We start from the raw sequence: 21,995 nt of genomic DNA, 5'->3' as shown, positions 1-21,995 counted from the left end.
GGGGCAACTCTGGACGGCCGGACGCAATCGTCTGCCGCGCACCGACCTGCTCAGCGACCTCGGCTACGCCGCGGGGTGGCGGGTGGTGCGTGCGATGCCGGAATTCGTGGCGCGCAACGCTTTCGACGCCGGGGCTTGGTATGCGGCCCAAGGCGGCGGCCCCGAGCAGCTGCGCAAGAATCTGGCCCGGGTCATCGGCGCCACCCCCGCCGAGGTGCCGGACTCGCTGGTTCGTGCTTCGCTGGCCTCCTACGCCCGATACTGGCGGGAGGCATTCCGGTTGCCGACGATGGATCACAAAGCGCTGGGCGCCCAGATCGACAAGGCGGTGACGGGCAAGCAGCACCTGGAGGCGGCCCTGGCCGCCGGGCGGGGCGCCGTGCTCGCGCTGCCGCACAGCGGCAACTGGGATATGGCCGGGGTCTGGCTGGTCCAGGCCAACGGCACCTTCACCACGGTCGCCGAGCGTCTCAAGCCCGAGTCGCTCTACAAGCGCTTCCTCGACTACCGCGAGAGTCTCGGTTTCGAGGTGTTGCCGCTGACCGGCGGCGAACGACCCGCTTACGAGGTCCTCGTCGAACGGCTCAATGCCAACCGCGTGGTGTGCCTGATGGCCGAACGCGACCTGAGCCGCTCGGGCGTGCCGGTCGATCTGTTGGGGGAGGCCACCCGGATGCCGGCCGGCTCGGCCAAACTTGCGGTGGAAACCGGCGCGGCCCTGCTGCCGGTGCACTCCTGGTTCACCGACGACGGCTGGGCCGTCGACTTCTACCCGGAACTGGACTGCTCCAGCGGCGACGTCGGCGTGATCACTCAAGCGCTGGCCGACCGGTTCGGCACCAATATCGCCGCGCACCCCGAGGACTGGCACATGATGCAGCCGCAGTGGCTGGCCGACCTGTCCGATGAGCGGCAGGCCCGGCTGAGGGAGGATCGGCGGGCTGGAGAAGGCCCGAGCTGATGCGGATCGGGATGGTCTGCCCGTACTCGTTCGACGTGCCCGGTGGGGTGCAGTCGCACATTCTGCAGCTGGCCGAGGTGATGCGCGGGCGCGGACACGAGGTCAGCGTGCTCGCCCCGTCGTCCCCGCATGTCGAGTTGCCCGAATACGTCGTCTCCGGCGGCAAGGCGGTCCCGATTCCCTACAACGGGTCGGTGGCCCGGCTGAGGTTCGGGCCGGCCACCCATCGCAAGGTCAAGAAGTGGCTCATCGGCGGTGACTTCGACGTACTGCACCTGCACGAGCCCAACGCACCCAGCTTGTCGATGCTGGCACTGCAGGCGGCCGAAGGCCCGATCGTCGCCACCTTTCACACCTCGACCACAAAGTCGTTGACGCTCAGCGTGTTTCAGGGAATCCTGCGGCCATATCACGAGAAGATCGTCGGCCGGATCGCGGTGTCCGACCTGGCGCGGCGCTGGCAGATGGAAGCGCTGGGTTCCGACGCCGTCGAAATCCCCAACGGCGTCGACGTCGCCGCCCTGGCGTCGGCGCCGCGTCTGGACGGCTACCCGCGTCCCGGCAAGACGGTGCTGTTCCTGGGGCGGTTTGACGAACCGCGTAAGGGGATGGCGGTCCTGGTCGGGGCGCTGCCCCGGTTGGTCGAGCGGTTCGCCGATGTCGAGATCTTGATCGTCGGGCGAGGTGACGAGGACAAGCTGCGGGAGGAGTGCGGGGAGCTGGCCGGCCACCTGCGGTTCCTCGGTCAGGTCGACGACGCCGAGAAAGCGGCCGCACTGCGCAGCGCCGACGTCTACTGTGCGCCGCACACCGGCGGTGAGAGCTTCGGCATCGTGCTGGTCGAGGCGATGGCCGCAGGCACTCCGGTGGTGGCCAGCGATCTCGACGCGTTCCGTCGGGTGCTGCTCGACGGCAAGGCCGGCCGGCTGGTTCCCGTCGACGACGCCGCTGCCATGGCCGACGCGCTGATCGAGCTGCTCGACGACGAAGGTCTGCGCGCGCGGTACGTGAAAGCCGCCGACGTCGCGGTGCGCCGCTACGACTGGCCGGTGGTGGCCGACCAGATCATGCGGGTCTACGAGACGGTTGCGGGGGCCGGGATCAAAGTCACGGTGGCGGGTTCGGCGGGCCGGAGCGAAGCGACCCGGGGGTTGAGCTGAGTGCCTGCCCCGCTGTACTGGTCGCTGACCGGGATCCTGATCATCGTGCTGGTGGTCAGCGCCATGCTGGCCCTGCAGACCGCCAGCCGGCTGGACCGCCTCCACATCCGCTACGACCTGTCCTGGCAGGCGCTCGACGGGGCGCTGGCCCGGCGCGCGGTGGTGGCCCGCGCGGTGGCCGCCGACACCTATCGCGGACGACCCGAAGGCAAGCGGCTCGCGGCGCTGGCCGATGCCGCCGAGCGGGCTCCCCGAAGCGGTCGCGAAGCCGCCGAGAACGAGCTGTCGGCCGCGTTGGCGATGGTCGATCCGACGTCGATGCCGGCGTCGCTGGTCGCCGAACTCGCCGACGCGGAGGCCCGGGTTCTGCTGGCCCGCCGATTCCACAACGACGCCGTGCGCGACACCCTGGCGTTGCGCGAACGGCGTCCGGTCCGGTGGTTGCGGCTGGCCGGTACCGCACCGCTGCCGACGTACTTCGAGATCGCCGAGCGCGTTCCCGAAGCCACCCCGGATGGTGCCGGTCAGGTGGATCGCCGCACCTCGGCACGGGTGGTCCTGCTCGACGATCAGGGTGCGGTGCTGTTGTTCTGCGGATCCGACCCGGCCTTCACCGGCGGGGAGGCGCCTCGGTGGTGGTTCACCGTCGGCGGGCAGGCACTGCCCGGCGAACGGCTGGTCGATGCCGCGGTCCGGGAGATCCTCGAGGAGACCGGGCTGCGCGTCGACCCGGACGCGATGGTGGGGCCGGTGTGGCGGCGGGAGTCGCTCATCGATTTCAACGGCACCGTCATCGCCAGCCAGGAGTTCTACTTCGTGCACCGCACCGTCCGCTTCGAACCGACCGCGGCGGGGCGGACCCCGCTGGAGCTGCGGTACATTCACGGCCACAGATGGTGTGACTCCAGCACGATCGATCAGCTGGCCGCGAGCGGGCAGCGGGTGTATCCGCTGCAGCTCGGGGAACTGCTGGAGGAGGCAAACTCGCTGGCAGACGGCCGTGGTGGTCCGCACAGAGAGTTGCACCCGATCCACTGAGGTGCGAAAAATTCAGTTTGGAATCGCCCTTTAGACTGGATCCGTATCAAACGAAGGGACTAACAGTGGAAACCGGAGCCAACGCGGCTGGATCCAACGGCTCGGCCAGCGCGCAGACGGGTACCGCTCGGGTCAAGCGGGGCATGGCGGAGATGCTCAAGGGCGGCGTCATCATGGACGTCGTCACGCCCGAGCAGGCCCGCATCGCCGAGGGCGCAGGCGCCGTGGCGGTCATGGCGCTGGAGCGCGTGCCCGCCGACATCCGCGCTCAGGGCGGGGTGTCGCGGATGAGCGACCCCGACATGATCGAGGGCATCATCTCCGCGGTCACGATTCCGGTGATGGCCAAGGCGCGCATCGGGCACTTCGTGGAGGCGCAGATCCTGCAGAGCCTCGGCGTGGACTACGTCGACGAGTCCGAGGTGCTGACCCCGGCCGACTATACGAACCACATCGACAAGTGGAAGTTCACCGTGCCGTTCGTGTGCGGTGCCACCAATCTGGGCGAGGCGCTGCGCCGGCTCACCGAGGGTGCGGCGATGATTCGCTCCAAGGGTGAGGCCGGCACCGGTGACGTCTCCAACGCCACGACGCACATGCGCAAGATCGGCGGCGAGATCCGTCGACTGACTTCGCTGTCGGAGGACGAATTGTTCGTCGCGGCAAAGGAATTGCAGGCGCCCTACGAGCTGGTGGCCGAGGTGGCGCGAGCGGGCAAGTTGCCGGTCACCCTGTTCACCGCAGGCGGCATCGCCACCCCCGCGGACGCGGCGATGATGATGCAGCTCGGCGCCGAGGGCGTGTTCGTGGGCTCGGGCATCTTCAAATCCGGCGACCCAGCCGCTCGGGCGGCGGCCATCGTCAAGGCCACCACCTTCTACGACGATCCCGACGTGTTGGCCAAGGTGTCGCGCGGGCTGGGTGAGGCGATGGTCGGCATCAACGTGGAGGACATCGCACAGCCGCACCGGCTCGCCGAACGCGGCTGGTAAACCACGTGGCAATCGAAGAGATCCTCGATCTGGAGCAGCTCGAGGTCAACATCTATCGCGGCCGGGTGTTCAGTCCCGAATCCGGTTTCCTCCAGCGCACATTCGGCGGTCACGTGGCCGGTCAGTCGCTGGTGTCGGCGGTGCGCACCGTCGACCCCAAGTTCCAGGTGCACTCGCTGCACGGGTACTTCCTGCGGCCGGGCGACGCCACCGCGCCAGCGGTGTATCTGGTCGAGGCGCTGCGCGACGGCGGCTCGTTCGTCACCCGCCGGGTCAACGCCGTCCAGCACGGCGAGACGATCTTCTCGATGTCGGCGTCGTTCCAGACCGACCAGAGCGGCATCGAGCATCAGGACGAGATGCCCGCCGCGCCGCCGCCTGACGACCTGCCCGGCTTCATCTCCAAGGGCGGTGTGTTCGACGAGGCGGGATTCGCCCAGTTCGAGGAGTGGGACGTCCGCATGGTCCCGCGCGATCAGGTGACCCGGCTGCCCGGCAAGGCATCTCAGCAGCAGGTGTGGTTCAAGCACAAGGACCCGCTGCCTGACGATTCGGTGTTGCACATCTGCGCGCTGGCCTACATGAGCGATCTCACGCTGCTCGGCTCGGCGCAGGTCAACCACGTCGAGGAACGCAAACACCTGATGGTCGCGTCGCTGGACCACGCGATGTGGTTCATGCGGCCGTTCCGGGCCGACGAGTGGCTGCTCTACGACCAGTCGTCGCCGTCGTCGTGCGGTGGCCGGTCGCTGACCCAGGGCAAGATCTTCAACCAGTACGGCGAGATGGTCGCGGCGGTCATGCAGGAGGGGCTGACCCGCTACAAGCGCGGGTACGCCGGGCCATGAGTCTCCGCGTCGGCGTGCTGGCCTTGCAAGGCGACACCCGCGAACACCTGGCTGCCCTGCGCGAGGCCGGTGCCGAAGCCTCCACCGTGCGCCGCGCGAGCGAGCTCGACGTCGTCGACGCCCTGGTCATCCCGGGCGGTGAGTCGACCACGATGAGTCACCTGCTGCGCGAATTCGAACTGCTGGAGCCGCTGCGCACGCGGCTGGCCGACGGGATGCCGGCCTACGGTTCGTGTGCGGGGATGATCCTGCTGGCCACCGAGATCCTCGACGCCGGCGCCGAGGGGCGTGCGGCCGTTCCTCTGGGCGGCATCGATATGACGGTGCGGCGCAACGCTTTCGGCCGCCAGGTCGATTCTTTCGAGGGTGACATCGACTTTGACGGTCTCGACGGCCCCGCCCATGCGGTGTTCATCCGGGCGCCGTGGGTGGAACGGGTGGGGCCCGACGTCCAGGTCCTGGCGCGTGCCGGCGACCACATAGTGGCGGTCCGGCAGGGCCGGGTGCTCGCCACCGCTTTCCACCCTGAAATGACCGGTGACAGGCGGGTGCACAAGCTGTTTGTGGACATGGTCGCCCACCGCGCCTGACGGCATGACCACTCTGTCTACAGCCAATTCGTCGCGCGACGTTTAGACGACGTCAACCTGGGAAGTCCCGCTGTGCCGGGCGAGATGCCCATACTCAGTGTCTCGGCGCGCGGCGGTAGGAGGTGGTGATGATGTCACGCACTTGGGTGATTCGGCGGATTCATCAAGTACTCGAACAGCATGGCCCGAAATCGACGGCGGGTCTGTGGCGCCCGGCGTGGCAGAGTAACCCGGCTGCGGAACGGCCGATCAGCTGGTGGCGTGCGCTGTAGCTAGCCGCTGGGTCGTCCGTCCACAATCACGCCCGCAGCCGCCTCGATGGGCTTGATCGCTGCGGTGAAGTCGGACTCGGGCCCCTCTTCGCGCATGACCAGTTCCCACAATCGGCCGACGGCCGCGGCCACCTCGGTGGGTAGGCCCAACGCCTCGGCCTCCTCCAGATAGAGCCGGACGTCCTTCACCATCAGGCCGGTGGCGAACCCGTAGTCGAAGCTGCGCGGCAGAATCGACTTCGGGAACTTGTCACGGCTGGCGTTGGTGGCTCCCGATCCGGCGTTGATCACCTCGATCATCACCGACGGGTCCAGCCCGGCCTTGACGCCCATCACCACCACCTCCGAGGTGGCGGCCAGCGCGGTGGCGGCCAGCAGGTTGTTCACCAGCTTCATCGTCTGGCCCGCACCGGGTTTGGTGTCGACGAAAAACGGCGTGCCGAGCCGGGCCAGTATCGGCTCGACGATCTCGAACTGGTCGCGCGGGCCCGAAACCATCAGCGTCAGTGTCCCTTTGGCGGCGCCGCCGACACCGCCACTGACCGGACTGTCGAGCATCGCGATACCGCGTTGGGCCAGCTGCGTCTGGATCTGTTGAGCGGCAGTGCTGCCCACGGTCGACAGGTCGATGAACCGTTCGACGCGGCGTCCTTCGATCACGCCGTCCGTGCCGACCGCGACCTCACGGGAGGCAAGCACCGACGGCAGGCTCGCCAGTACGGTCTCGGCGCGGTCGGCGACGTCACGGGGGGAGGAGGCGGCCTGGGCGCCCAGATCGACCGCCCGGGCGACGATGTCCGGGCGGGTGTCGAAGACCACCAGCGGGTGGCCGGCCTCGATCAGGCGGGTCGCGATCGGCAGGCCCATGTTGCCCAAGCCGATGAAGCCGAGGTCCATGAGATGGCTCACTGAGCGTCGAGTTCGGCGAAGGCCTCTCGGGCGACCCGGAAGCCGTCGACGGCTGCGGGCGCGCCTGCGTAGATCGCCACCTGAAGCAGGATCTCGCGAATCTCCTCGCGGGTGACCCCGTTGGTGAGTGCCCCGCGCACATGGGTTTTCAGCTCGTGGGGGCGGTTCAGCACCGAGATCATCGCCAGGTTGAGCATGCTGCGGGTCTTGAGCGGGAGTTCCTCTCGGCCCCACACCGCACCCCAGCAGTACTCGGTGAGCAGATCCTGCAGCGGTTTGCTGAAGTCGTCGGCCTGCCGCTCGGCGTTGGCGACGTACTCCTCGCCGAGCACCGCGGCGCGGATCTGTCGTCCCTTGTCGTATGTTGCCTGGTCCATGGCGTCCATGATCGCACCGGGTCAGGTGAGGATGGGCAGCACCAACCGCGATGACGACCGCACGATGTTGAGGCTGCTGGTGCCGACGCTGGCATGCCGGAAGTTCATGATCGCCGGGGTGTCCGGATCCTGGTCGTCACTGGTGATCGTGATCTGGATGCGGTGACCCGTGCCGAAGCGGCGGGCGTTGGGCACCAGGGGGATCCGGTACTCGACGTCGTCACCGACGGGTACTGCCTGCGGACGGCGGCACGGCAGCATCGGTGCACCCGGCCGGCTGCCGGCCTCGTCCACCTCGCGCAGGCTCGCCCGCAGCCAGCCTGCGGTCACCGGTTCCGTCTCGCCGTCGGGGGAGACGTCGGAGAGCGTGACGATCCACGCGGTGTCGGCGGCGGTGGCGCTGGCGGTCAACCGCAACTCGATGTCGCCGACGACCTCGACGGGCGCGGTCAGTGGCCGGCTGATCCAGGTCAGCGCCGACGGGGGATCGATCGGACTGGGCTTGGCCCGGCCGAGCCCCCCGCCGAGCGCCATGAACTCACACGCGCCGGGGCTGCCTTCGTCATCGTCGAGGATGCCGTCGGCGCGCAGCGCCAGTTCGCGGACGGTGCTTGCCGGCGGCCAGGATTCGCACGTGCGCCACTCGTCGGCGCCCGGCAGGACATAACGAACGGCCGGACCGTCGAGGATGCCGGTGTCGCGGCCCTTGAGCCAATGGTCGTACCAGGCCAGCGCTTCGATGTGCAGGCTTTCCCACGGCCAGGTCAGTCCGTACTCGCCGAGCATCCCGATGCGCACGCACGGGCTGTTCGTCAGCCCGGCGTAACTGGTGAACGTCGACGGCAGGTGTAGCGGGACGTTCTGCCAGTCGCAGCCCAAATAAACTGGGATATCTACCTTTTCGAGCAGTGGCAACAGGTTGCGTTCGTCCCACCAGGCGTCGCGGGTGGGATGCTTGACCGCAGCGTCGAGCCACAGCTCGTCCCACGGGTGCGGGTCGTGCGGCAGTTTGAGCAGCCCGCGCATCATCGTCACGGCCGCCTCGCCGTTCATCGTCGCGAACTTGTGGTGCAGCCGCGGGGTGTTGAGCACCCAGCGTGCCGCTCCCATCGGTCGGCTGCGCCAGAACGTGTCGCTGCGGGCCGCGGTGAGTCCGAGCATCGACAGGAACGGCGTGATGAACGAGGCGCTCAGCAGCCCGTGATGCACCGCGCCTTCGTAGAGGTCCGCGGTGACGGCCACCGGGAAGATCGCCTTGAGGTGCGGCGGGCGCTCGACCGCGGCCTCCAGCTGGGTCATCGCGAAATAGCTGATACCGATCATCCCGACGTTCCCGTCGCACCAGGGTTGTGCCGCCACCCATTCCACGAGGTCGTACAGGTCGCGGCGCTCCTGGCCGTCGAAGAATCCGAAGGTTCCGCCGGATCCGCCGGTGCCGCGCAGGTTGGCGATGACGTGGGTGTAGCCGCGCGGCACCCAGAAGTCGGTGGCGCCGGCTTCGATGAAACCGGCTGGGGCACCGAGGTCCTGGATCTGGCGCGGATAGGGCGACACGGCGATCAGCGCGGGGAAGCGCGCCCCCTGAGCGGATGGGCCGTCGGGGCGGTGCACGTCGGCGAGCAGGGTGACACCGTCGCGCATCGGGACCGCGATGTTGGTGTCGGTGGTGATGTGGTGGTCCGGCCTGCTCAGGTTGCGGTAGTCCCGGCCGGTGGTCTGCGGCCCGTTGAGCGTGCGCTGGCCCGGTTCGATGCCGGAAACACTGGTGGAAGTCATCCGAATCCTTTTCACGTCCTGTTGAGACTAGTTTCACGCTACGATGAAACTAGTCTCAACGCAATATGAAACATTCGAGGTGATGCGGATGGCGAAGAAAGCCACGGCACCGGGACCCCGAGACGAGAAGGGGGTGCTGGCCGGCCGGATTGTCGACGCCGCGCGCGCCGAGTTCGCTCAGCACGGATCGGCGGGCACGACGATCCGGGCGGTCGCCCGGGCGGCCGACGTCGACCCGGCGCTGGTCTACCACTATTTCGGGTCCAAGGAAGGTCTGCTGGATGCGGCCACGAATCCGCCGCAGCGCTGGCTGGAGAGCGTGGCGCGGACCTGGACAACGCCGGTGCCACAGCTCGGGACCGCGCTGCTGCGGCTGATGCTGGGCGCGTGGGCCGACGACGAGATCGGCCCGGTGTTGCGGGCGGTGCTGCAGACCGCCGCGCACGAGCCGAGCACCCGCGAGAAGCTGCGCAGGGTGGTCGAAGGTCAGCTGATGGGGGTGTCTCAACTCGGTGCCGACGAGGCGGACCGGCGCAAACGCAGCGGTTTGATCTCGTCGCAGATCATGGGCTTGGCGATGATGCGCTACGTGTGGCAGATCGAACCGCTGGCCTCGATGAGCGACGACGAGATCGTCGCCGCCGTTGCACCGAACCTGCAGCGCTACGTCGACGCAGACCTGGGGACGTAGCGCGCCGAGCGTCGGCAGGTGCGTCGCGATGACGCTGAGCCCCGCCGTGAGCCGTTCACCAGCCGCCCACCCATCCGTCGAAGATGGCATCCGGTTCGTTGGCGGGATTCTCAGACCGGCCGACCAGGAAGTCGAAGTCGCATCCCCGGTCGGCCTGAAGCACCCGCTCGATGTAGAGGGCTGTATAGCCACGGCGTTGCGGTGCAGGTGAATCGGGGAGTTCCCGACGTCGCTGGGTCAGTTGGGCATCGGTGAGCAGGACGTCGAGCCGGCCGGCGGGTGCGTCGAGCGTGATCAGGTCGCCGTCCCGTACCAGGGCCAGCGGGCCGCCCGCCACCGATTCCGGGCTCACATGCAGAACGCAAGTGCCGTAGGCGGTTCCGCTCATCCGGGCATCGGAGATCCGGACCATGTCGGTGACTCCCTGCGCCAGCAGCTTGCTGGGGATGGGCAGCTGCCCCCATTCCGGCATTCCGGGTGCTCCCTGGGGGCCGGCGCCGCGCAGCACCAGAACCGACTCCGCGGTCACTTCTAGGTCGGGATCGTCAAAGCGGCGCATCATGTCGGCCATGTTGTCGAACACGACCGCCGGACCGCTGTGCACCAACAGATCCGGGGTCGCGGCACTGGACTTGATCACGGCCCCGTTCGGTGCGAGATTTCCCCGGACCACTGCGAGTCCTTGGGGCGGTTGGAACGGCGTGCTCAGATCGGCGATCACGGTCGAATCCGTGCCGGGCTGCTCGGGCAGGTTGTCGGCGACGGTCTTGCCGGTGACCGTCAACGCCCCGGTGTGCAGCAGCGGCTCGATTGCCTTCATGACGGCGGGAATTCCGCCGGCATGGAAGACCTGTTCGACCAGGTGCTGGCCGGCGGGGCGCACGTTGACCACCAGCGGGGTGCGGGCGGACAACTCGTGAAATCGGTCAAGCGACAGTTCGACACCGGCCCGCCCCGCCAGCGCAAGCAGATGCACGACCGCGTTCGTCGACCCGCCGACCGCCAGCATCAGCGTTATGGCGTTGTCGAAGGCTTCGCGGGTGAGTACCTGCGATGGCCGTAACCCTTCGGTGGCCAGCTCCACCGCTCGGGCACCGACCATTTCGGCGACCTGGAGCCGCCGGGAATCCATGGCCGGTACGGCCGCCGCGCCCGGCAGCGTCATTCCCAGTCCCTCGACCAGGGTGGCCATCGTCGACGCGGTGCCCATCTCCGGACAATGTCCTCGCGAGGGTCCGGCCGCCGACTCCAGCCGGTCGTATTCCGACATGGACATCCGACCGGCCCGGACCTCGTCGATGTACCTCCACAGATCGGTGCCCACCCCGAGTTGCTTCCCGTTGAACACTGCCGGGGACGCCGGCCCACCGGTGAGCACGATCGCCGGGACGTCGGCGCTTGTCGCTCCCATCAACTGGGCGGGCACCGTTTTGTCACAACCGCCCAGCAGCACAACCGCGTCGAACGGATATGCCCGGATGGACTCCTCGACATCCATCGCCATCAGGTTGCGGAACAGCATCGTCGTCGGCTTCATCAACTGCTCACCGAGCGAGATGGTCGGGAACTCGAGCGGATAGCCGCCCGCCGCCAACACGCCACGCCGAACCGAATCCGCCATCCCCCGAAAGTGCATGTTGCAGTTGACGACTTCCGACCACGAGTTACAGATGCCGACGATCGGGCGGCCGTCGATCGCCATTCGGGAGAACCCTGATGCCCGCATGGCCGAGCGGTGCACGAACCCCGGAACATTCTGGCCCGCGAACCATTTGGCGCTCTTGAGCCGGCGCGGTGAACTGGTCATCGGTCAGCTCAACGGACCCGCGCGGCGTAGGCGGTGATCTTGCGCATCGCCGGTTGCCGGGCAGCCTGGTAGCTGAGCCAGCGTCCCGACTTGGTGGACATCAATCCGCCGATCAGCCGTTGCTGCCACGGGGTGCGATGCCCGTTGGTCAGGACCCGGGACGACGGCGTCACACCGTCGGCGTCGTCGAGAGCGACCTTGGCGGCGTTGTGTCCGCTGGCGCCCATCACCCCGCCGCCGGGATGGGTACCGACACCACACAAGTAGTAGTTGCGCACCGGCGTGCGGTAATCGGCCAACTCCGGCAACGGGCGCGCTCCGAAAAGTTGGTCGAGCATCATGCTTCCGTGAAAGATGTTGCCGTCGGTGATCAGGTACTCGTTGTCCAGGTCATCCGGAGTGATGATCACCCGATCGAGAATGTGATCCCGCAGGTTCGGCGCGTAGCTGAACAGATCCTCCAGCACCAGGTCGGCCCACCGCTCCTTCTCGGCCGCCCACGTGGTGCCGGTGAGCTCCGACGGCAGCTGCTGAATGCCCAGGGTCATGGTGTGCTGGCCCTTGGGTGCCAGCGAGTCGTCGGTGACCGACTGGATGACGGCCTCGATCACGAAGGTGCTCGGGAAGGTGCCGCGACGCTGTGCCTCGAACGCCACCTCAAACGCTTCGCGGCTGGCGCCGAGCAGCTGATGGCCGTGGTGCTGCGGGCCTTCGCTGGCGTCGGGGAACGGAAGATATTGCGGCAGTTCGTCGATCAGCAGGTGGATGCGGGCCATCGAACCGCGGGTGTCGATGTTCTCTACCTGGCGCAGCAGCTTCGGTGACAGCACCCCGGGCTCGAGCAAGCGCAGTAGCGAACGCTTGGGGTCGGCGTTGGAGAAGATCTGGGACCCGGTGATCACCGAACCGTCCCGCAGCCGAACACCGGTCGCCGCTCCCTTCTCGACGATTACCTTCGCTACCGGAGCTGACGTCCGGATCGTCGCGCCGTAGTGCCGCGCGCCGGCGGCCAGCGCCTCGCTGATCGCCCCCATACCGCCGCGGGCCATCCCGAATTGACCGAAATTGCCGTTGAATTCGCCCCAGGAATGGTGGCCGTAGGTGTACGCGGTACCCGGTGATGACGGACCGCCGTAAATCGAGACCATGCCGAAGAACGTCAGCATGCTCTTGAGTCGCTCGTCCTCGAAGTGTCGGTCGAGGAGGTCGCGCACCGAGATCAGGGTGAACTCGTCGAACAGCTTCTGCTCGCCGGCGGCCTCGAAGGCGGCCAGCACCTCGGAGCGTTCCGGTGGCGACTTCAACAGCCAGGGCGTCACCAGCCCCGCGAACTTCTGCAGCTGCAGACCGAAGTCGATAAATGCCTGCGCATCACGCTTATTGAGCTTCTCGATCTCGCGCAGCGTGCGGTCGGTCTCCTTCCACATGGTGATCGAGCTCCCGTCGCGAAACAGGCTGAACGACAGGGCATCACCCTGATAGAGCTCGAGGCCGAACCGGCTCAGTTCGAGTTCGGTGATGATCTCGGGGCGCAACAGCCCTGCGATGAACGCACACGACGACCATTTCGAACCGGGTATGAGTTCTTCGGTCACGCACGCCCCGCCCACCACGTCGCGGGCTTCGAGCACCAGTACACGTTTGCCCGCTCTGGCGAGATAGTTGGCGGTGACGAGACCGTTGTGGCCGGCGCCGATCACGATGACGTCGTAGTCGGGGGATGTCGGCATCTCAGTTCTCCTCGTTGGGGGGTACGTGACGGGTGAACAGCGTTGTGACGCTGTCCAGTTCGACCAGTTCTGCAAATCGCCGGAGCACGGGCTCGAATTCGGGTGCGTTGTCGCGTAACGACTCCCATTCAGGCCACGACCGCACGGTCATGACTTCGACGACGTCGACCTGGTGTCCCTGCCCTTCGACCAGATAGACCTGGAAGCTTTCGACGACGTCGAAAGACAGGCAGGTGGGCTGGTCCAGTTCGGTGGAGAACGCCTCGAATTGGGCCGCGGTGACACCGGGCCGCAGCGAGAACATGTTGACGGCGCTGACCGCCCCCATGTCAGGCACCCGCCCGGCTGATCATCACATGCTTGATCTCGGTGTACTCCTCGAGGGCGTAGATCGACATGTCCTTGCCGTTGCCGGATTGCTTGAAGCCACCGTGGGGCATCTCCGGGGTGACGGGCAGGTGGTCGTTGACCCAGACCGTGCCGAACTGCAGATCAGCGGTGACATCCATCGCTCGACCGAGATCGTTGGTGAACACCGATGCCGCCAAACCATATTCGGTGTCGTTGGCCCATGCGACGACGTCGTCGTCATCGCCGAAGGTCGTCACCGACGTCACGGGACCGAAGACCTCTTTGGCGATGATCTCGTCTCCCTGCCGTGCTCCGACCACCACGGTCGGTGCGGTGTAGAACCCGACACCCGGATTGGCGCCCTGGATGAGCTCGGTGTGGCCGGTGGCTTTCGCACGTTCGACGAAGCCCTCGACCCGGTCCCGGTGTGCGGCCGTGATTACCGGACCCATCGCCGTGTTCTCGTCGGCGAGGTCGCCGAGATCCAATGTGGTGACTGCCTTCTCCAGACCGGCGACCAACTCGTCGTGCAGGGACTCGTGGACGTAGACCCGGGAGGCCGCCATACAGTCCTGCCCGGAGTTGCAGAACGCGCCTTCCATGATCTTGTCCACAGCCAGCGCGACGTCGGCGTCGGCGAAGACCAACACGGGCGCCTTGCCACCGAGTTCGAGGTGCAGACGCTTGAGGTTGGAGTCGGCAGATGCGTGCATCAGTGCGCGGCCGGTCGCCACCGAGCCGGTCAACGAGGACATCCGTACTCGCGGGTGGGCGACCAGGCTGGCTCCGACGTCACCGCCGTGCCCGGTCACGATGTTGAGCACGCCGGCCGGGAAGAGATCTTGGGCCAACTCGGCCAATCGCAGAACCGAGAATGGGGTGTGCTCGGAGGGCTTGAGTACCAGGGTGTTTCCGGTCATCAGCGCGGGTGAAATCTTCCAGATCGCCATCAGAAGCGGATAGTTCCACGGTGCGACCGATCCGACGACGCCGAGCGGGTCGCGACGGATGATGCTGGTCTTGCCGCGGACGTACTCGGTGGCGGCCCGGCCTTCCACGGACCGGGCGGCGCCCGCGAAGAACCGAAGATGATCGGCGATCATCCCCATTTCTTCCAGTGCCAGCCCGATCGGCTTGCCGACGTTGCGTGACTCGATCTCAGCCAGGGTGGACAGGTCGGCCTCGACGCGATCGGCCAATGTCAGGAACGCCCGGGCTCGTTCGCCCACCGGTGTGCGTGCCCAACCTGGGAAGGCCGCTTCGGCGGCGGCGACGGCACGGTCGACGTCAGCGACTGTGCCATGCGCGGTTTCAGCGAAGGCCTCTCCGGTCGCGGGGGCGGGTACGGTGTCGACCGCGCCGTCCGAGGCGTCGGTCCAGGTGCCGTCGATGAACATCTGGCGGTGGAATGTCATTTCTTCTCCTGCGGTGTGGGTTTGACGAATCGGTGATCGGCATCCACCTCGACGCCGAGGTCGGTGCCGGACTCGTAGGCGGTCTGGCCCGCGTGCGCGGCAACGGTGAGCAGTGCGCGGACTTCGGCTTTCGAGATCTGTTGTTGGGCAATGGACATGTGAACCATCAAGCCTTCGACGACGACGTCGAGAAGCCGTGCGGTTGGCTGCGGAAAGTGCTGTGCCAGTGCTTCTTCGGCCAGCGTCATCCAGTGCTGGGTCACTTGTTTGGTGCGGGCCCGGCGAACGGCGTCTCCGTAGAGTTCGTAGGTGATCGCCAGTTCGTTGGGGTGGGCCGCCAAGTCGTCGGTGACCGCCACGACGATGCATTCGATGACATCGCCGGGGGAATCACACGACGCCAACCTGTCCGCGAACCGGTCTGCGAGCCTCGCCACGTGAGTCTCGAAGGCCACGTCGATGATGTCGGCGAGATTGGCGAAGTGGTAGGTGATCGAGCCGAGTGGCACATCGGCCGCGGTGCCGATCGCCCGGTGAGTGATGCCGGCGACGCCGTCGGTGGCCAGCACCTGGAGTGCGGCATCGACGATGCGTTGTCGACGGTCGGGGTCGTGACGACGCGTGCGCCGGGGGGTCTGAGTCATGCTTCCTCGCTTATAAGAACATTTGTACTTATCTGCGGGTACAAATGTAGCGCTGGATCTTTGAGTCGGCATGGTTGTGGCTAGAGTGCTTCGGGCGCGGGGTCGGCCAGTTCACGCTCGTTGAGAGCGCGCCCGAGCCCGGCGTAGCGTTCGGGAGCCGCGAGTCGCAGGTATAACCCGTACAGCATGCCTGCGCCGAGCGCCACAAAGACCAGAGAGAGCATGAGCGCCGCCATGCCACCCTGGGCGCCGAGGAGGATGTCCAGACTGTCCAGGGTGAGGGCGAAGAATCCGCCGAGTCCGATGATCGCCAGTATCGGTGCGACGAAGGTGTTCCACCTGCGCTTGTCGACATCAGACTTTCGGAAGAACACGAAGATCGCGACGGCCGCCACGAGCTGCGACAAGATGACGCCGATCGTGCCGATGCCGGTCGCCCAAGTGAACAGCCCGGCGAACGGATCCTGATCGAAGATCGCGAACAACGCCACGACCACGCCGATGGTCAGGGTCTGCACGACCGAGGCAACCCAGGGGGTCTGCCGGTTCGGAAGGGTCCAGCCCAGCGGCTTCCAGATCAGCCCCTGCCGGCCTAGCGAGAACGTGTAGCGCGCCACGTTGTTGTGGAAGGTGACGATCGCGGCGAACAACGCTGTGATGATCAGGATCTGGAACACCAGCGAGATGTTGTGACCGATGATCGTGTCGCTGGCCACGAAGATGAAGTCGCCACCGGACTGCTGGGCGATGCCCACGACGTTATCGAGGCCGAGCGCGTTCATGATGAGCCACCCGGACACGGCGTAGAGCGTGCCCATGAATGCGATCGACAGATACGTTGCCCGGGGAATCGTGCGCGCCGGATCGCGTGCCTCCTCACCGTAGATCGCCGATCCCTCGAATCCGATGAATGACGCGTGCGCGAACATCAGTGCCACGCCGAGGGAACCGGCGAGCACCACCGACGGGCTGAACGGCTCGAAGGAAAAGTGCGATACCTGTACGGTCCCGCCGAAAAGGCTGCACACGCTGAGCACGGTGATCATCGTGACCTCGAGGCTCATGAAGACACCGAGAACCCTGGCGCCGGAGTGCACTCCCTGGATGCCGAGGCCCAGGCACAGCACCAGGGCGATCCCGGCGAATAGCCACCACGGCAGATGTGTGCCGAACTTGGCGTTGAACAATTCGCCTGCGTAGTAACCGAACCCGCCGTAGAGGCCGGCCTGGATGGCGTTGTAGGCGAAGATCGCCAGGAACGCCGAACCCAGTCCGGGGATGCGCCCCAAACCCAGGGTCACATAGGCGTAGAACGCGCCTGCGTTGGTCACATGTTTGCTCATCGCCACGTAACCGACGGCGAAGATCATCAGCACCACCGCGGCGATGACGAACGCGCCCGGCATGCCGATCCCGTTGCCGGACCCAATGATGATGGGATACAACGCCACGACCACCGTCAACGGTGATGCGGCGGCGATGATGTAGAAGAATATGCTGGGAACGCCGAGGGTGTCCTTCTTCAGGCCGTGATTGCGCCCCCGCTCCGGCGGCGCGGAATCCGGCTGACGCGGATGGGGTATGCGACCTTCGGGCGGTTCCAATGATTGGGTTATGTTGGTCATGACTATCCCTTGTGCAAAGTGGGTTGATGGTACGGGTGTGGTGACCTTCCGTTCAGCTGCTCTGCGGGAACGGTGTTCGAGCCGGTACGCGGCTGTCCTGCTTACCTCCTCATCTCCAGAGCGAGATCGATGAGCAGGTCTTCTTGGCCGCCGACCATCGCCCGGCGTCCCGCCTCCACCAGGAGGGCGCGTGGCTCGACGTCGAGTTCGGCACCGATTCGCTCGGCGTGCAACAGGAAGCTCGAGTACACGCCCGCGTAACCGAGTGTGAGGGTTTCACGGTCGATCCGCAGCGGTCGCCGGTGCAGCGGACGGACGATGTCGTCGGCGGCGTCCATCAGCGCGAACACATCGCACCCGTGATCCCATCCGTTCAGCTCGGCGACGGCGACGAAGACTTCCAGCGGGCAGTTCCCTGCGCCGGCACCGAGGCCGGTGAGTGACGCGTCGACACGCCGCCCCCCTTCTTCGACGGCGACGAGCGAGTTCGCCACGCCCAGAGCCAGGTTGTGGTGGGCGTGGATGCCGATTTCGGTGGTGTCGCTGAGCACGTCGCGGTATGCGCGCACGCGCTCGGCGACGCCTGACATGGTCAGTCGCCCGCCCGAGTCGGTCACGTACACGCATGTCGCGCCCGAGTCCTGCATGATCTTCGCTTGGGCCGCAAGACCTTCGGCGCTGATCATGTGTGACATCATCAGAAATCCGGCCACATCGATGCCGAGATCGCGCGCCGTCGCGATGTGCTGGATGCCGATGTCGGCCTCGGTGCAGTGGGTGGCGATCCGTACCGAAGTGACACCGAGGTCCACGGCGGCGCGAAGGTCGTCCAGCGTTCCGATGCCCGGCAGCAACAAGGTGGTCAGTCGTGCGGAGTTGACGACATCGGCTGCGGCGGAGATCCATTCGGCATCGGTGTGCGACCCGGCGCCGTAGGTCAGGCTGCCGCCTGCGAGCCCGTCTCCGTGCGCCACCTCGATGGCGTCGACCCCGGCCGCGTCGAGTGCGCGGGCGATCCGCCGAACATCGGCCGTGTCGAGTTCATGACTCAGCGCGTGCATGCCGTCGCGCAGCGTGACGTCCTGGACATAAATCGGTGATGTCATCGACCGGACCCCTGCAGCACGGGCGAATGGAGCGCGAGGCCTTCGCCGACCCGGACGGCGGTCGAGGTCATGATGTCGAGGTTGCCCGCGTAGGCAGGCAGGTAGTCGGCGGCGCCCTCGACCTCAAGGAACACCGTGACGTGCAGAAGCTCACCGGCGGCGGTGCCGGCCAAGCGCCTTCGAGAATCCCCACGCGGCACCGGCGCCACCCGGACCTCTTGCTTCAGCCGGTAACCGGGGACGTACTCCCTTACGGCGTCGACCATGGCGATCACCGCATCTCCGATCACCCGGGCATCGGCGGGGGATACCAGCGCGGCGACGGTGTCGCGCATGATCATCGGTGGCTCGGCGGGATTGAGAACGATGATCGCCTTGCCGCGGCCCGCGCCGCCCACCGCTTCGATGGCACGCGCGGTCGTGACGGTGAACTCGTCGATGTTGGCCCGGGTACCGGGGCCCGCCGAGCGGGACGCGATCGACGCGACGATCTCGGCGTAGTGCACCTCGGTGACTCCGGACAGAGCCGCGACGATCGGGATCGTCGCCTGCCCGCCGCACGTCACCATGTTCACGTTGCGCCGCCCGGTGAGCTCGGACAGGTTCACCGCGGGCACCACGAACGGCCCGACCGCGGCGGGGGTGAGATCGACGATCGGTACGCCGGTCGGCTCGAGTTTGATGTCGTTGGCCCGGTGAGCCCCGGCGCTGGTGGCATCGAAGATCACCGCCAGGTCGTCGAACACATCCATGGCGAGCAATCCGTCCACCCCGTCCGCCGTCACCGCGACACCGCGTGCCGTTGCCCGCGCCAATCCGTCACTGCCCGCATCGATTCCGGCCATCGCCACCACGTCGAGCAGTCCAGATCGCCGCTGCACCTTGATCATCAGATCGGTGCCGATGTTGCCGGACCCGATGATCGCGGCCTTGCGCCGTGCCATGCGCGGGCTCAATTCGCCAGGACGGGGGACAGTGCGGGCTGGGGTGACACCGTTACGTCCGGCGCCGTGGAGGCGACCAGTTCGTTGATGATCGCCGCGTGCCGGACCTTGTGGCGGACCAGACGCTCGTGGTATTCGGGCTCGATCCAGCCGTTGTACATCACCGCTTCGGATTCGCCGGGCTCGATCTTGAAGTACACCGGGGCGGCCACCTGTGCGATAGCGCCGGTCTCCCACAGTCGGTTCATCCCACCGAAGGACTCGAAGGTCTCGGCCCACACATCCAGCGGGATGTCGACGTTGCCCCGGATCGCGGCAAGCATCGGGCGGGTCAGGTCGCCCACCGGATTCACACTGTCGGCGCCCAGGTCCTGGAGGATCCGGATCGACGCCGGGTTCGCGTGTCCGGCGTAGACAGAGATCTTGAACTTGGCGTCGGCCGGAATGTGTCCCGCGTCGCGCGCCTTGTTGAGGATGTCGAGAACGCCTTCGTCCCACACCAGCACACCGCGGATGCCGGCGGCGAACATCCGCAGGTAGTCGTCGAGCAGGTAGCGCACGTTGTCGAGCCCGCGGACTCGCCGGCCGCCGGCCTGCCCCTCGGTGGTCAACGCCTGGCGTCCGAGGTCCCATCCGGTGCGCGGACCGGGCACGGCGATCAGCTCGATGCCGTTCTCAGCGGAAAGTGTTGCCACATCATGCAATTCACCGGTGCTCAGCAGTGTCGAGCCGCCACCGAAGGCGACGATGCGATTGATGAAGACGTTCTGCTTCTCCGACTCGTCGAGCAGCGCCTCCAACGTCGTGAGGCGCTCGACGCCGGATACCTCGAGGCGGTAGCTGCCGCCGTCGTCGAACCTCTTGGGTGACGGCGTCAGGGCGTAGTCGTCGGCCGGCAGGAGTCCCTGCGCCGCCAGGATGGCGGCCCCGTCGACCTTCGAACCGTTGCCTGCTGCTGCGGTGGACATCACGTCTCCTTCGGGTGGCCGCCCGAGGGCGACAAAATTTCACTCAGTGAATAACTGGTTTCGACAAATGAAAAATTATCCCGGCGATGGTTCGCTGTCAACCGCTGGCGGCAGAATTGGGTTGTTGGAGTTCACCTTCACTGGGCACTGGTAACATTCACTGAGTGAAATCTCAGGGGGCTTCCGACAAAGGTTCGAATCTGATCGGCGTCGAACGGACGGTCAGGATTCTCGAAGCCGTGGCCGACGCCGAATCGGCGAATCTCACCGAAATCGCAAAGGGCACAGGGCTTAACGAAGCGACCGTCCTGCGCTACCTAAACACGTTGACGGCGCTGGGCTACATCGAGCGGTTCGATGCGACCCAATACCGGCTCGGCTGGCAGATCTTCCGACTGGGCCGTCGCGCCTATTCCGGACAGGTGCCGTCAGAGGCCATCCTGCCGACCATGGAGCGGTTGCTGCTGGAGTTCAACGAGACCGTGAACTTCGCCGTCCGCAAGGACCGCTCCGTGGTCGTCATCGAGGCCGTCGAGGGGCGGCGTGCGCTGAAGAAGGTCACCGAAGTCGGACAGGTCGACCCGTGGCATGCCTCGGCGCTGGGCAAGGCCCTGCTGGCGTCGATGCCCGACAGCGAGTGGCGCGACATCGTGTCGGCCGCAGGCCTGACGGCGTTCACCGCGCACACCATCACGTCGATGAAACAGATGGCCGCCGAGATCAAAGACATCCGCGCGCGGGGCTTCGCGATCGATCGTGAAGAGGCTGAAGACGAACTCACCTGCGTGGCGGCAGCGATCCCGACGGCATCGGGTAAGCCCTCCCAGTACGCGCTCAGTGTCAGCTTCCTGACCCACCGGCTGACACCGGAGAGCCTCGACCACGCCGGCAGGCAAGTCGTGGCCGCCGCCGCCGAGATCGCGGCCAAGATCCCGTGACACAACCCGGCGATGTGCCGACGACCGAACTGGCGATCGGCCCCGGCCAGTAGACTCGTCGGGTTACGGCAGAACGGACAGTACGGAGAAGAACCCGATGAGCGGCCATTCCAAGTGGGCAACCACCAAGCACAAGAAGGCCGTCATCGACGCCAAGCGCGGCAAGATGTTCGCCAAGCTCATCAAGAACATCGAGGTCGCGGCGCGCGTCGGCGGCGGCGACCCGGCTGGTAACCCCACCCTGTACGACGCGATCCAGAAGGCCAAGAAGTCGTCGGTTCCCAACGACAACATCGAGCGCGCCCGCAAGCGTGGCGGTGGTGAGGAAGCCGGCGGCGCCGACTGGCAGAACATCACCTACGAGGGCTACGGGCCCAATGGCGTCGCCGTGCTGATCGAGTGCCTGACCGACAACCGCAACCGCGCGGCCGGCGAGGTCCGGGTCGCGATGACCCGCAACGGCGGCAACATGGCCGACCCCGGCTCGGTGGCCTACCTGTTCTCCCGCAAGGGCGTGGTCACGCTGGAGAAGAACGGCCTGTCCGAAGACGACGTGCTGCTCGCCGTCCTCGATGCCGGCGCCGAAGAGGTCAACGACCTCGGCGACAGCTTCGAGGTGATCTCCGAGCCGACCGATCTGGTCGCGGTGCGCACCGCGCTGGTGGACGCCGGTATCGACTACGACTCCGCCGACGCCGGATTCCAGGCGTCGGTGACCGTACCGCTGGACGCCGACGGCGCCCGCAAGATCATGAAGCTCGTCGATGCGCTGGAGGACAGCGACGACGTGCAGGACGTCTACACCAACGCCGACATTTCCGACGAGGTTCTGGCTCAGCTCGAGGACGACTGA

21 protein-coding genes are annotated in these 21,995 nt (G+C 66.6%); 9 read left to right on the top strand and 12 right to left on the bottom strand.

Translation table 11 applies throughout. The features are described 5' to 3' along the window. The first annotated feature begins 31 nt into the window (after window positions 1-31). From AB4879_RS13155 to pdxT, 6 genes are all read left to right on the top strand, one after another. Window positions 32-961, top strand: coding sequence for a phosphatidylinositol mannoside acyltransferase (locus AB4879_RS13155; RefSeq protein WP_370508310.1), 930 nt, complete (start codon window positions 32-34; stop codon window positions 959-961). After that, the gene (locus AB4879_RS13150; protein ID WP_370507926.1) at window positions 961-2,121 is read left to right on the top strand and encodes a glycosyltransferase family 4 protein; all 1,161 of its coding nucleotides are present in this window, start codon (window positions 961-963) and stop codon (window positions 2,119-2,121) included. The genes AB4879_RS13155 and AB4879_RS13150 overlap by 1 nt, the downstream gene beginning before the upstream one ends. A 63-nt stretch (window positions 2,122-2,184) precedes the next feature. Then, window positions 2,185-3,159: an NUDIX domain-containing protein gene (locus tag AB4879_RS13145; protein WP_199189838.1), complete on the top strand. Its 975-nt coding sequence runs from the start codon at window positions 2,185-2,187 to the stop codon at window positions 3,157-3,159. A 65-nt stretch (window positions 3,160-3,224) separates the two neighbouring features. Continuing rightward, entirely contained in the window at window positions 3,225-4,151 is a 927-nt protein-coding gene (gene pdxS / locus AB4879_RS13140) for a pyridoxal 5'-phosphate synthase lyase subunit PdxS (protein WP_036338325.1), read from the top strand. Window positions 4,152-4,156: 5 nt separating this feature from the next. Further along, the gene (gene tesB / locus AB4879_RS13135) at window positions 4,157-4,999 is read left to right on the top strand and encodes an acyl-CoA thioesterase II (protein ID WP_036338322.1); all 843 of its coding nucleotides are present in this window, start codon (window positions 4,157-4,159) and stop codon (window positions 4,997-4,999) included. Then, entirely contained in the window at window positions 4,996-5,589 is a 594-nt protein-coding gene (pdxT, locus tag AB4879_RS13130) for a pyridoxal 5'-phosphate synthase glutaminase subunit PdxT (RefSeq protein WP_370507925.1), read from the top strand. Before tesB ends, pdxT begins: the two co-directional genes overlap by 4 nt. Before the next feature lie 272 nt (window positions 5,590-5,861). Here the strand turns inward: pdxT and AB4879_RS13125 are convergent, their stop codons facing one another. From AB4879_RS13125 to AB4879_RS13115, 3 genes are read right to left on the bottom strand one after another with little or no spacing between them, the layout of a single operon-like run. Further along, the gene (locus AB4879_RS13125) at window positions 5,862-6,758 is read right to left on the bottom strand and encodes an NAD(P)-dependent oxidoreductase (protein ID WP_370508309.1); all 897 of its coding nucleotides are present in this window, start codon (window positions 6,756-6,758) and stop codon (window positions 5,862-5,864) included. A gap of 8 nt (window positions 6,759-6,766) precedes the next feature. Continuing rightward, window positions 6,767-7,147, bottom strand: a complete 381-nt coding sequence (locus AB4879_RS13120; RefSeq protein WP_036345540.1) for a carboxymuconolactone decarboxylase family protein — start codon at window positions 7,145-7,147, stop codon at window positions 6,767-6,769. Between the two features lie 21 nt (window positions 7,148-7,168). Continuing rightward, complete coding sequence (locus AB4879_RS13115; RefSeq protein WP_370507924.1) at window positions 7,169-8,923, bottom strand: CocE/NonD family hydrolase; 1,755 nt, start codon at window positions 8,921-8,923, stop codon at window positions 7,169-7,171. An 88-nt stretch (window positions 8,924-9,011) separates the two neighbouring features. Between AB4879_RS13115 and AB4879_RS13110 the strand changes: the two genes are divergently transcribed. Then, window positions 9,012-9,614: a TetR family transcriptional regulator gene (locus AB4879_RS13110; RefSeq protein WP_370507923.1), complete on the top strand. Its 603-nt coding sequence runs from the start codon at window positions 9,012-9,014 to the stop codon at window positions 9,612-9,614. A gap of 55 nt (window positions 9,615-9,669) precedes the next feature. Here AB4879_RS13110 and AB4879_RS13105 read toward each other — a convergent pair whose 3' ends face one another. From AB4879_RS13105 to AB4879_RS13065, 9 genes are all read right to left on the bottom strand, one after another. Beyond that, complete coding sequence (locus tag AB4879_RS13105; protein ID WP_370507922.1) at window positions 9,670-11,421, bottom strand: dihydroxy-acid dehydratase; 1,752 nt, start codon at window positions 11,419-11,421, stop codon at window positions 9,670-9,672. Window positions 11,422-11,429: 8 nt separating this feature from the next. Further along, window positions 11,430-13,151 (bottom strand): phytoene desaturase family protein, encoded by a 1,722-nt coding sequence (locus AB4879_RS13100; protein WP_370507921.1) that lies wholly within the window; start codon window positions 13,149-13,151, stop codon window positions 11,430-11,432. A 1-nt stretch (window position 13,152) separates the two neighbouring features. After that, window positions 13,153-13,479 carry a hypothetical protein gene (locus tag AB4879_RS13095; protein ID WP_370507920.1) on the bottom strand — a complete coding sequence of 109 codons (327 nt, stop codon included), beginning with the start codon at window positions 13,477-13,479 and terminating at the stop codon, window positions 13,153-13,155. A 1-nt stretch (window position 13,480) separates the two neighbouring features. Then, window positions 13,481-14,917, bottom strand: coding sequence for an aminobutyraldehyde dehydrogenase (locus tag AB4879_RS13090; protein WP_370507919.1), 1,437 nt, complete (start codon window positions 14,915-14,917; stop codon window positions 13,481-13,483). After that, a complete protein-coding gene (locus AB4879_RS13085) occupies window positions 14,914-15,561 on the bottom strand; it encodes a TetR/AcrR family transcriptional regulator (RefSeq protein WP_370507918.1) in 648 nt (215 codons plus the stop codon). The genes AB4879_RS13090 and AB4879_RS13085 overlap by 4 nt, the downstream gene beginning before the upstream one ends. A gap of 80 nt (window positions 15,562-15,641) precedes the next feature. Then, entirely contained in the window at window positions 15,642-17,186 is a 1,545-nt protein-coding gene (locus tag AB4879_RS13080) for an APC family permease (RefSeq protein WP_370507917.1), read from the bottom strand. 101 nt (window positions 17,187-17,287) lie between these two features. Beyond that, window positions 17,288-18,292 carry a 4-hydroxy-2-oxovalerate aldolase gene (gene dmpG, locus AB4879_RS13075; protein ID WP_370507916.1) on the bottom strand — a complete coding sequence of 335 codons (1,005 nt, stop codon included), beginning with the start codon at window positions 18,290-18,292 and terminating at the stop codon, window positions 17,288-17,290. After that, the gene (locus AB4879_RS13070) at window positions 18,289-19,236 is read right to left on the bottom strand and encodes an acetaldehyde dehydrogenase (acetylating) (protein ID WP_370507915.1); all 948 of its coding nucleotides are present in this window, start codon (window positions 19,234-19,236) and stop codon (window positions 18,289-18,291) included. Before AB4879_RS13070 ends, dmpG begins: the two co-directional genes overlap by 4 nt. An 8-nt stretch (window positions 19,237-19,244) precedes the next feature. Next, entirely contained in the window at window positions 19,245-20,204 is a 960-nt protein-coding gene (locus AB4879_RS13065) for a hypothetical protein (RefSeq protein ID WP_370507914.1), read from the bottom strand. A gap of 164 nt (window positions 20,205-20,368) precedes the next feature. Here AB4879_RS13065 and AB4879_RS13060 point away from each other — a divergent pair, with 164 nt between their 5' ends. Together AB4879_RS13060 and AB4879_RS13055 are read left to right on the top strand one after the other, a co-directional pair. Next, window positions 20,369-21,142: an IclR family transcriptional regulator gene (locus AB4879_RS13060; protein WP_370507913.1), complete on the top strand. Its 774-nt coding sequence runs from the start codon at window positions 20,369-20,371 to the stop codon at window positions 21,140-21,142. Window positions 21,143-21,239: 97 nt separating this feature from the next. Next, a complete protein-coding gene (locus tag AB4879_RS13055) occupies window positions 21,240-21,995 on the top strand; it encodes a YebC/PmpR family DNA-binding transcriptional regulator (RefSeq protein ID WP_102806707.1) in 756 nt (251 codons plus the stop codon).

Source organism: Mycobacterium sp. SA01 (assembly GCF_041287105.1).
Taxonomy (GTDB): domain Bacteria; phylum Actinomycetota; class Actinomycetes; order Mycobacteriales; family Mycobacteriaceae; genus Mycobacterium.
Note: the sequence above shows the minus strand (reverse complement) of the source record. Positions and strands in the feature narration are given on the sequence as shown.

What these genes read in the sequence shown, in the direction of transcription:
- AB4879_RS13150 (WP_370507926.1), top strand. Translation starts at nt 961, where the DNA reads ATGCGGATCGGGATGGTCTGCCCGTACTCGTTCGACGTGCCCGGTGGG.
- AB4879_RS13145 (WP_199189838.1), top strand. Translation starts at nt 2,185, where the DNA reads ATGCTGGCCCTGCAGACCGCCAGCCGGCTGGACCGCCTCCACATCCGC.
- pdxT (WP_370507925.1), top strand. Translation starts at nt 4,996, where the DNA reads ATGAGTCTCCGCGTCGGCGTGCTGGCCTTGCAAGGCGACACCCGCGAA.
- AB4879_RS13125 (WP_370508309.1), bottom strand. Translation starts at nt 6,758, where the DNA reads ATGGACCTCGGCTTCATCGGCTTGGGCAACATGGGCCTGCCGATCGCG.
- AB4879_RS13120 (WP_036345540.1), bottom strand. Translation starts at nt 7,147, where the DNA reads ATGGACCAGGCAACATACGACAAGGGACGACAGATCCGCGCCGCGGTG.
- AB4879_RS13115 (WP_370507924.1), bottom strand. Translation starts at nt 8,923, where the DNA reads ATGACTTCCACCAGTGTTTCCGGCATCGAACCGGGCCAGCGCACGCTC.
- AB4879_RS13110 (WP_370507923.1), top strand. Translation starts at nt 9,012, where the DNA reads ATGGCGAAGAAAGCCACGGCACCGGGACCCCGAGACGAGAAGGGGGTG.
- AB4879_RS13105 (WP_370507922.1), bottom strand. Translation starts at nt 11,421, where the DNA reads ATGACCAGTTCACCGCGCCGGCTCAAGAGCGCCAAATGGTTCGCGGGC.
- AB4879_RS13100 (WP_370507921.1), bottom strand. Translation starts at nt 13,151, where the DNA reads ATGCCGACATCCCCCGACTACGACGTCATCGTGATCGGCGCCGGCCAC.
- AB4879_RS13095 (WP_370507920.1), bottom strand. Translation starts at nt 13,479, where the DNA reads ATGGGGGCGGTCAGCGCCGTCAACATGTTCTCGCTGCGGCCCGGTGTC.
- AB4879_RS13090 (WP_370507919.1), bottom strand. Translation starts at nt 14,917, where the DNA reads ATGACATTCCACCGCCAGATGTTCATCGACGGCACCTGGACCGACGCC.
- AB4879_RS13085 (WP_370507918.1), bottom strand. Translation starts at nt 15,561, where the DNA reads ATGACTCAGACCCCCCGGCGCACGCGTCGTCACGACCCCGACCGTCGA.
- AB4879_RS13080 (WP_370507917.1), bottom strand. Translation starts at nt 17,186, where the DNA reads ATGACCAACATAACCCAATCATTGGAACCGCCCGAAGGTCGCATACCC.
- dmpG (WP_370507916.1), bottom strand. Translation starts at nt 18,292, where the DNA reads ATGACATCACCGATTTATGTCCAGGACGTCACGCTGCGCGACGGCATG.
- AB4879_RS13070 (WP_370507915.1), bottom strand. Translation starts at nt 19,236, where the DNA reads ATGGCACGGCGCAAGGCCGCGATCATCGGGTCCGGCAACATCGGCACC.
- AB4879_RS13065 (WP_370507914.1), bottom strand. Translation starts at nt 20,204, where the DNA reads ATGTCCACCGCAGCAGCAGGCAACGGTTCGAAGGTCGACGGGGCCGCC.
- AB4879_RS13055 (WP_102806707.1), top strand. Translation starts at nt 21,240, where the DNA reads ATGAGCGGCCATTCCAAGTGGGCAACCACCAAGCACAAGAAGGCCGTC.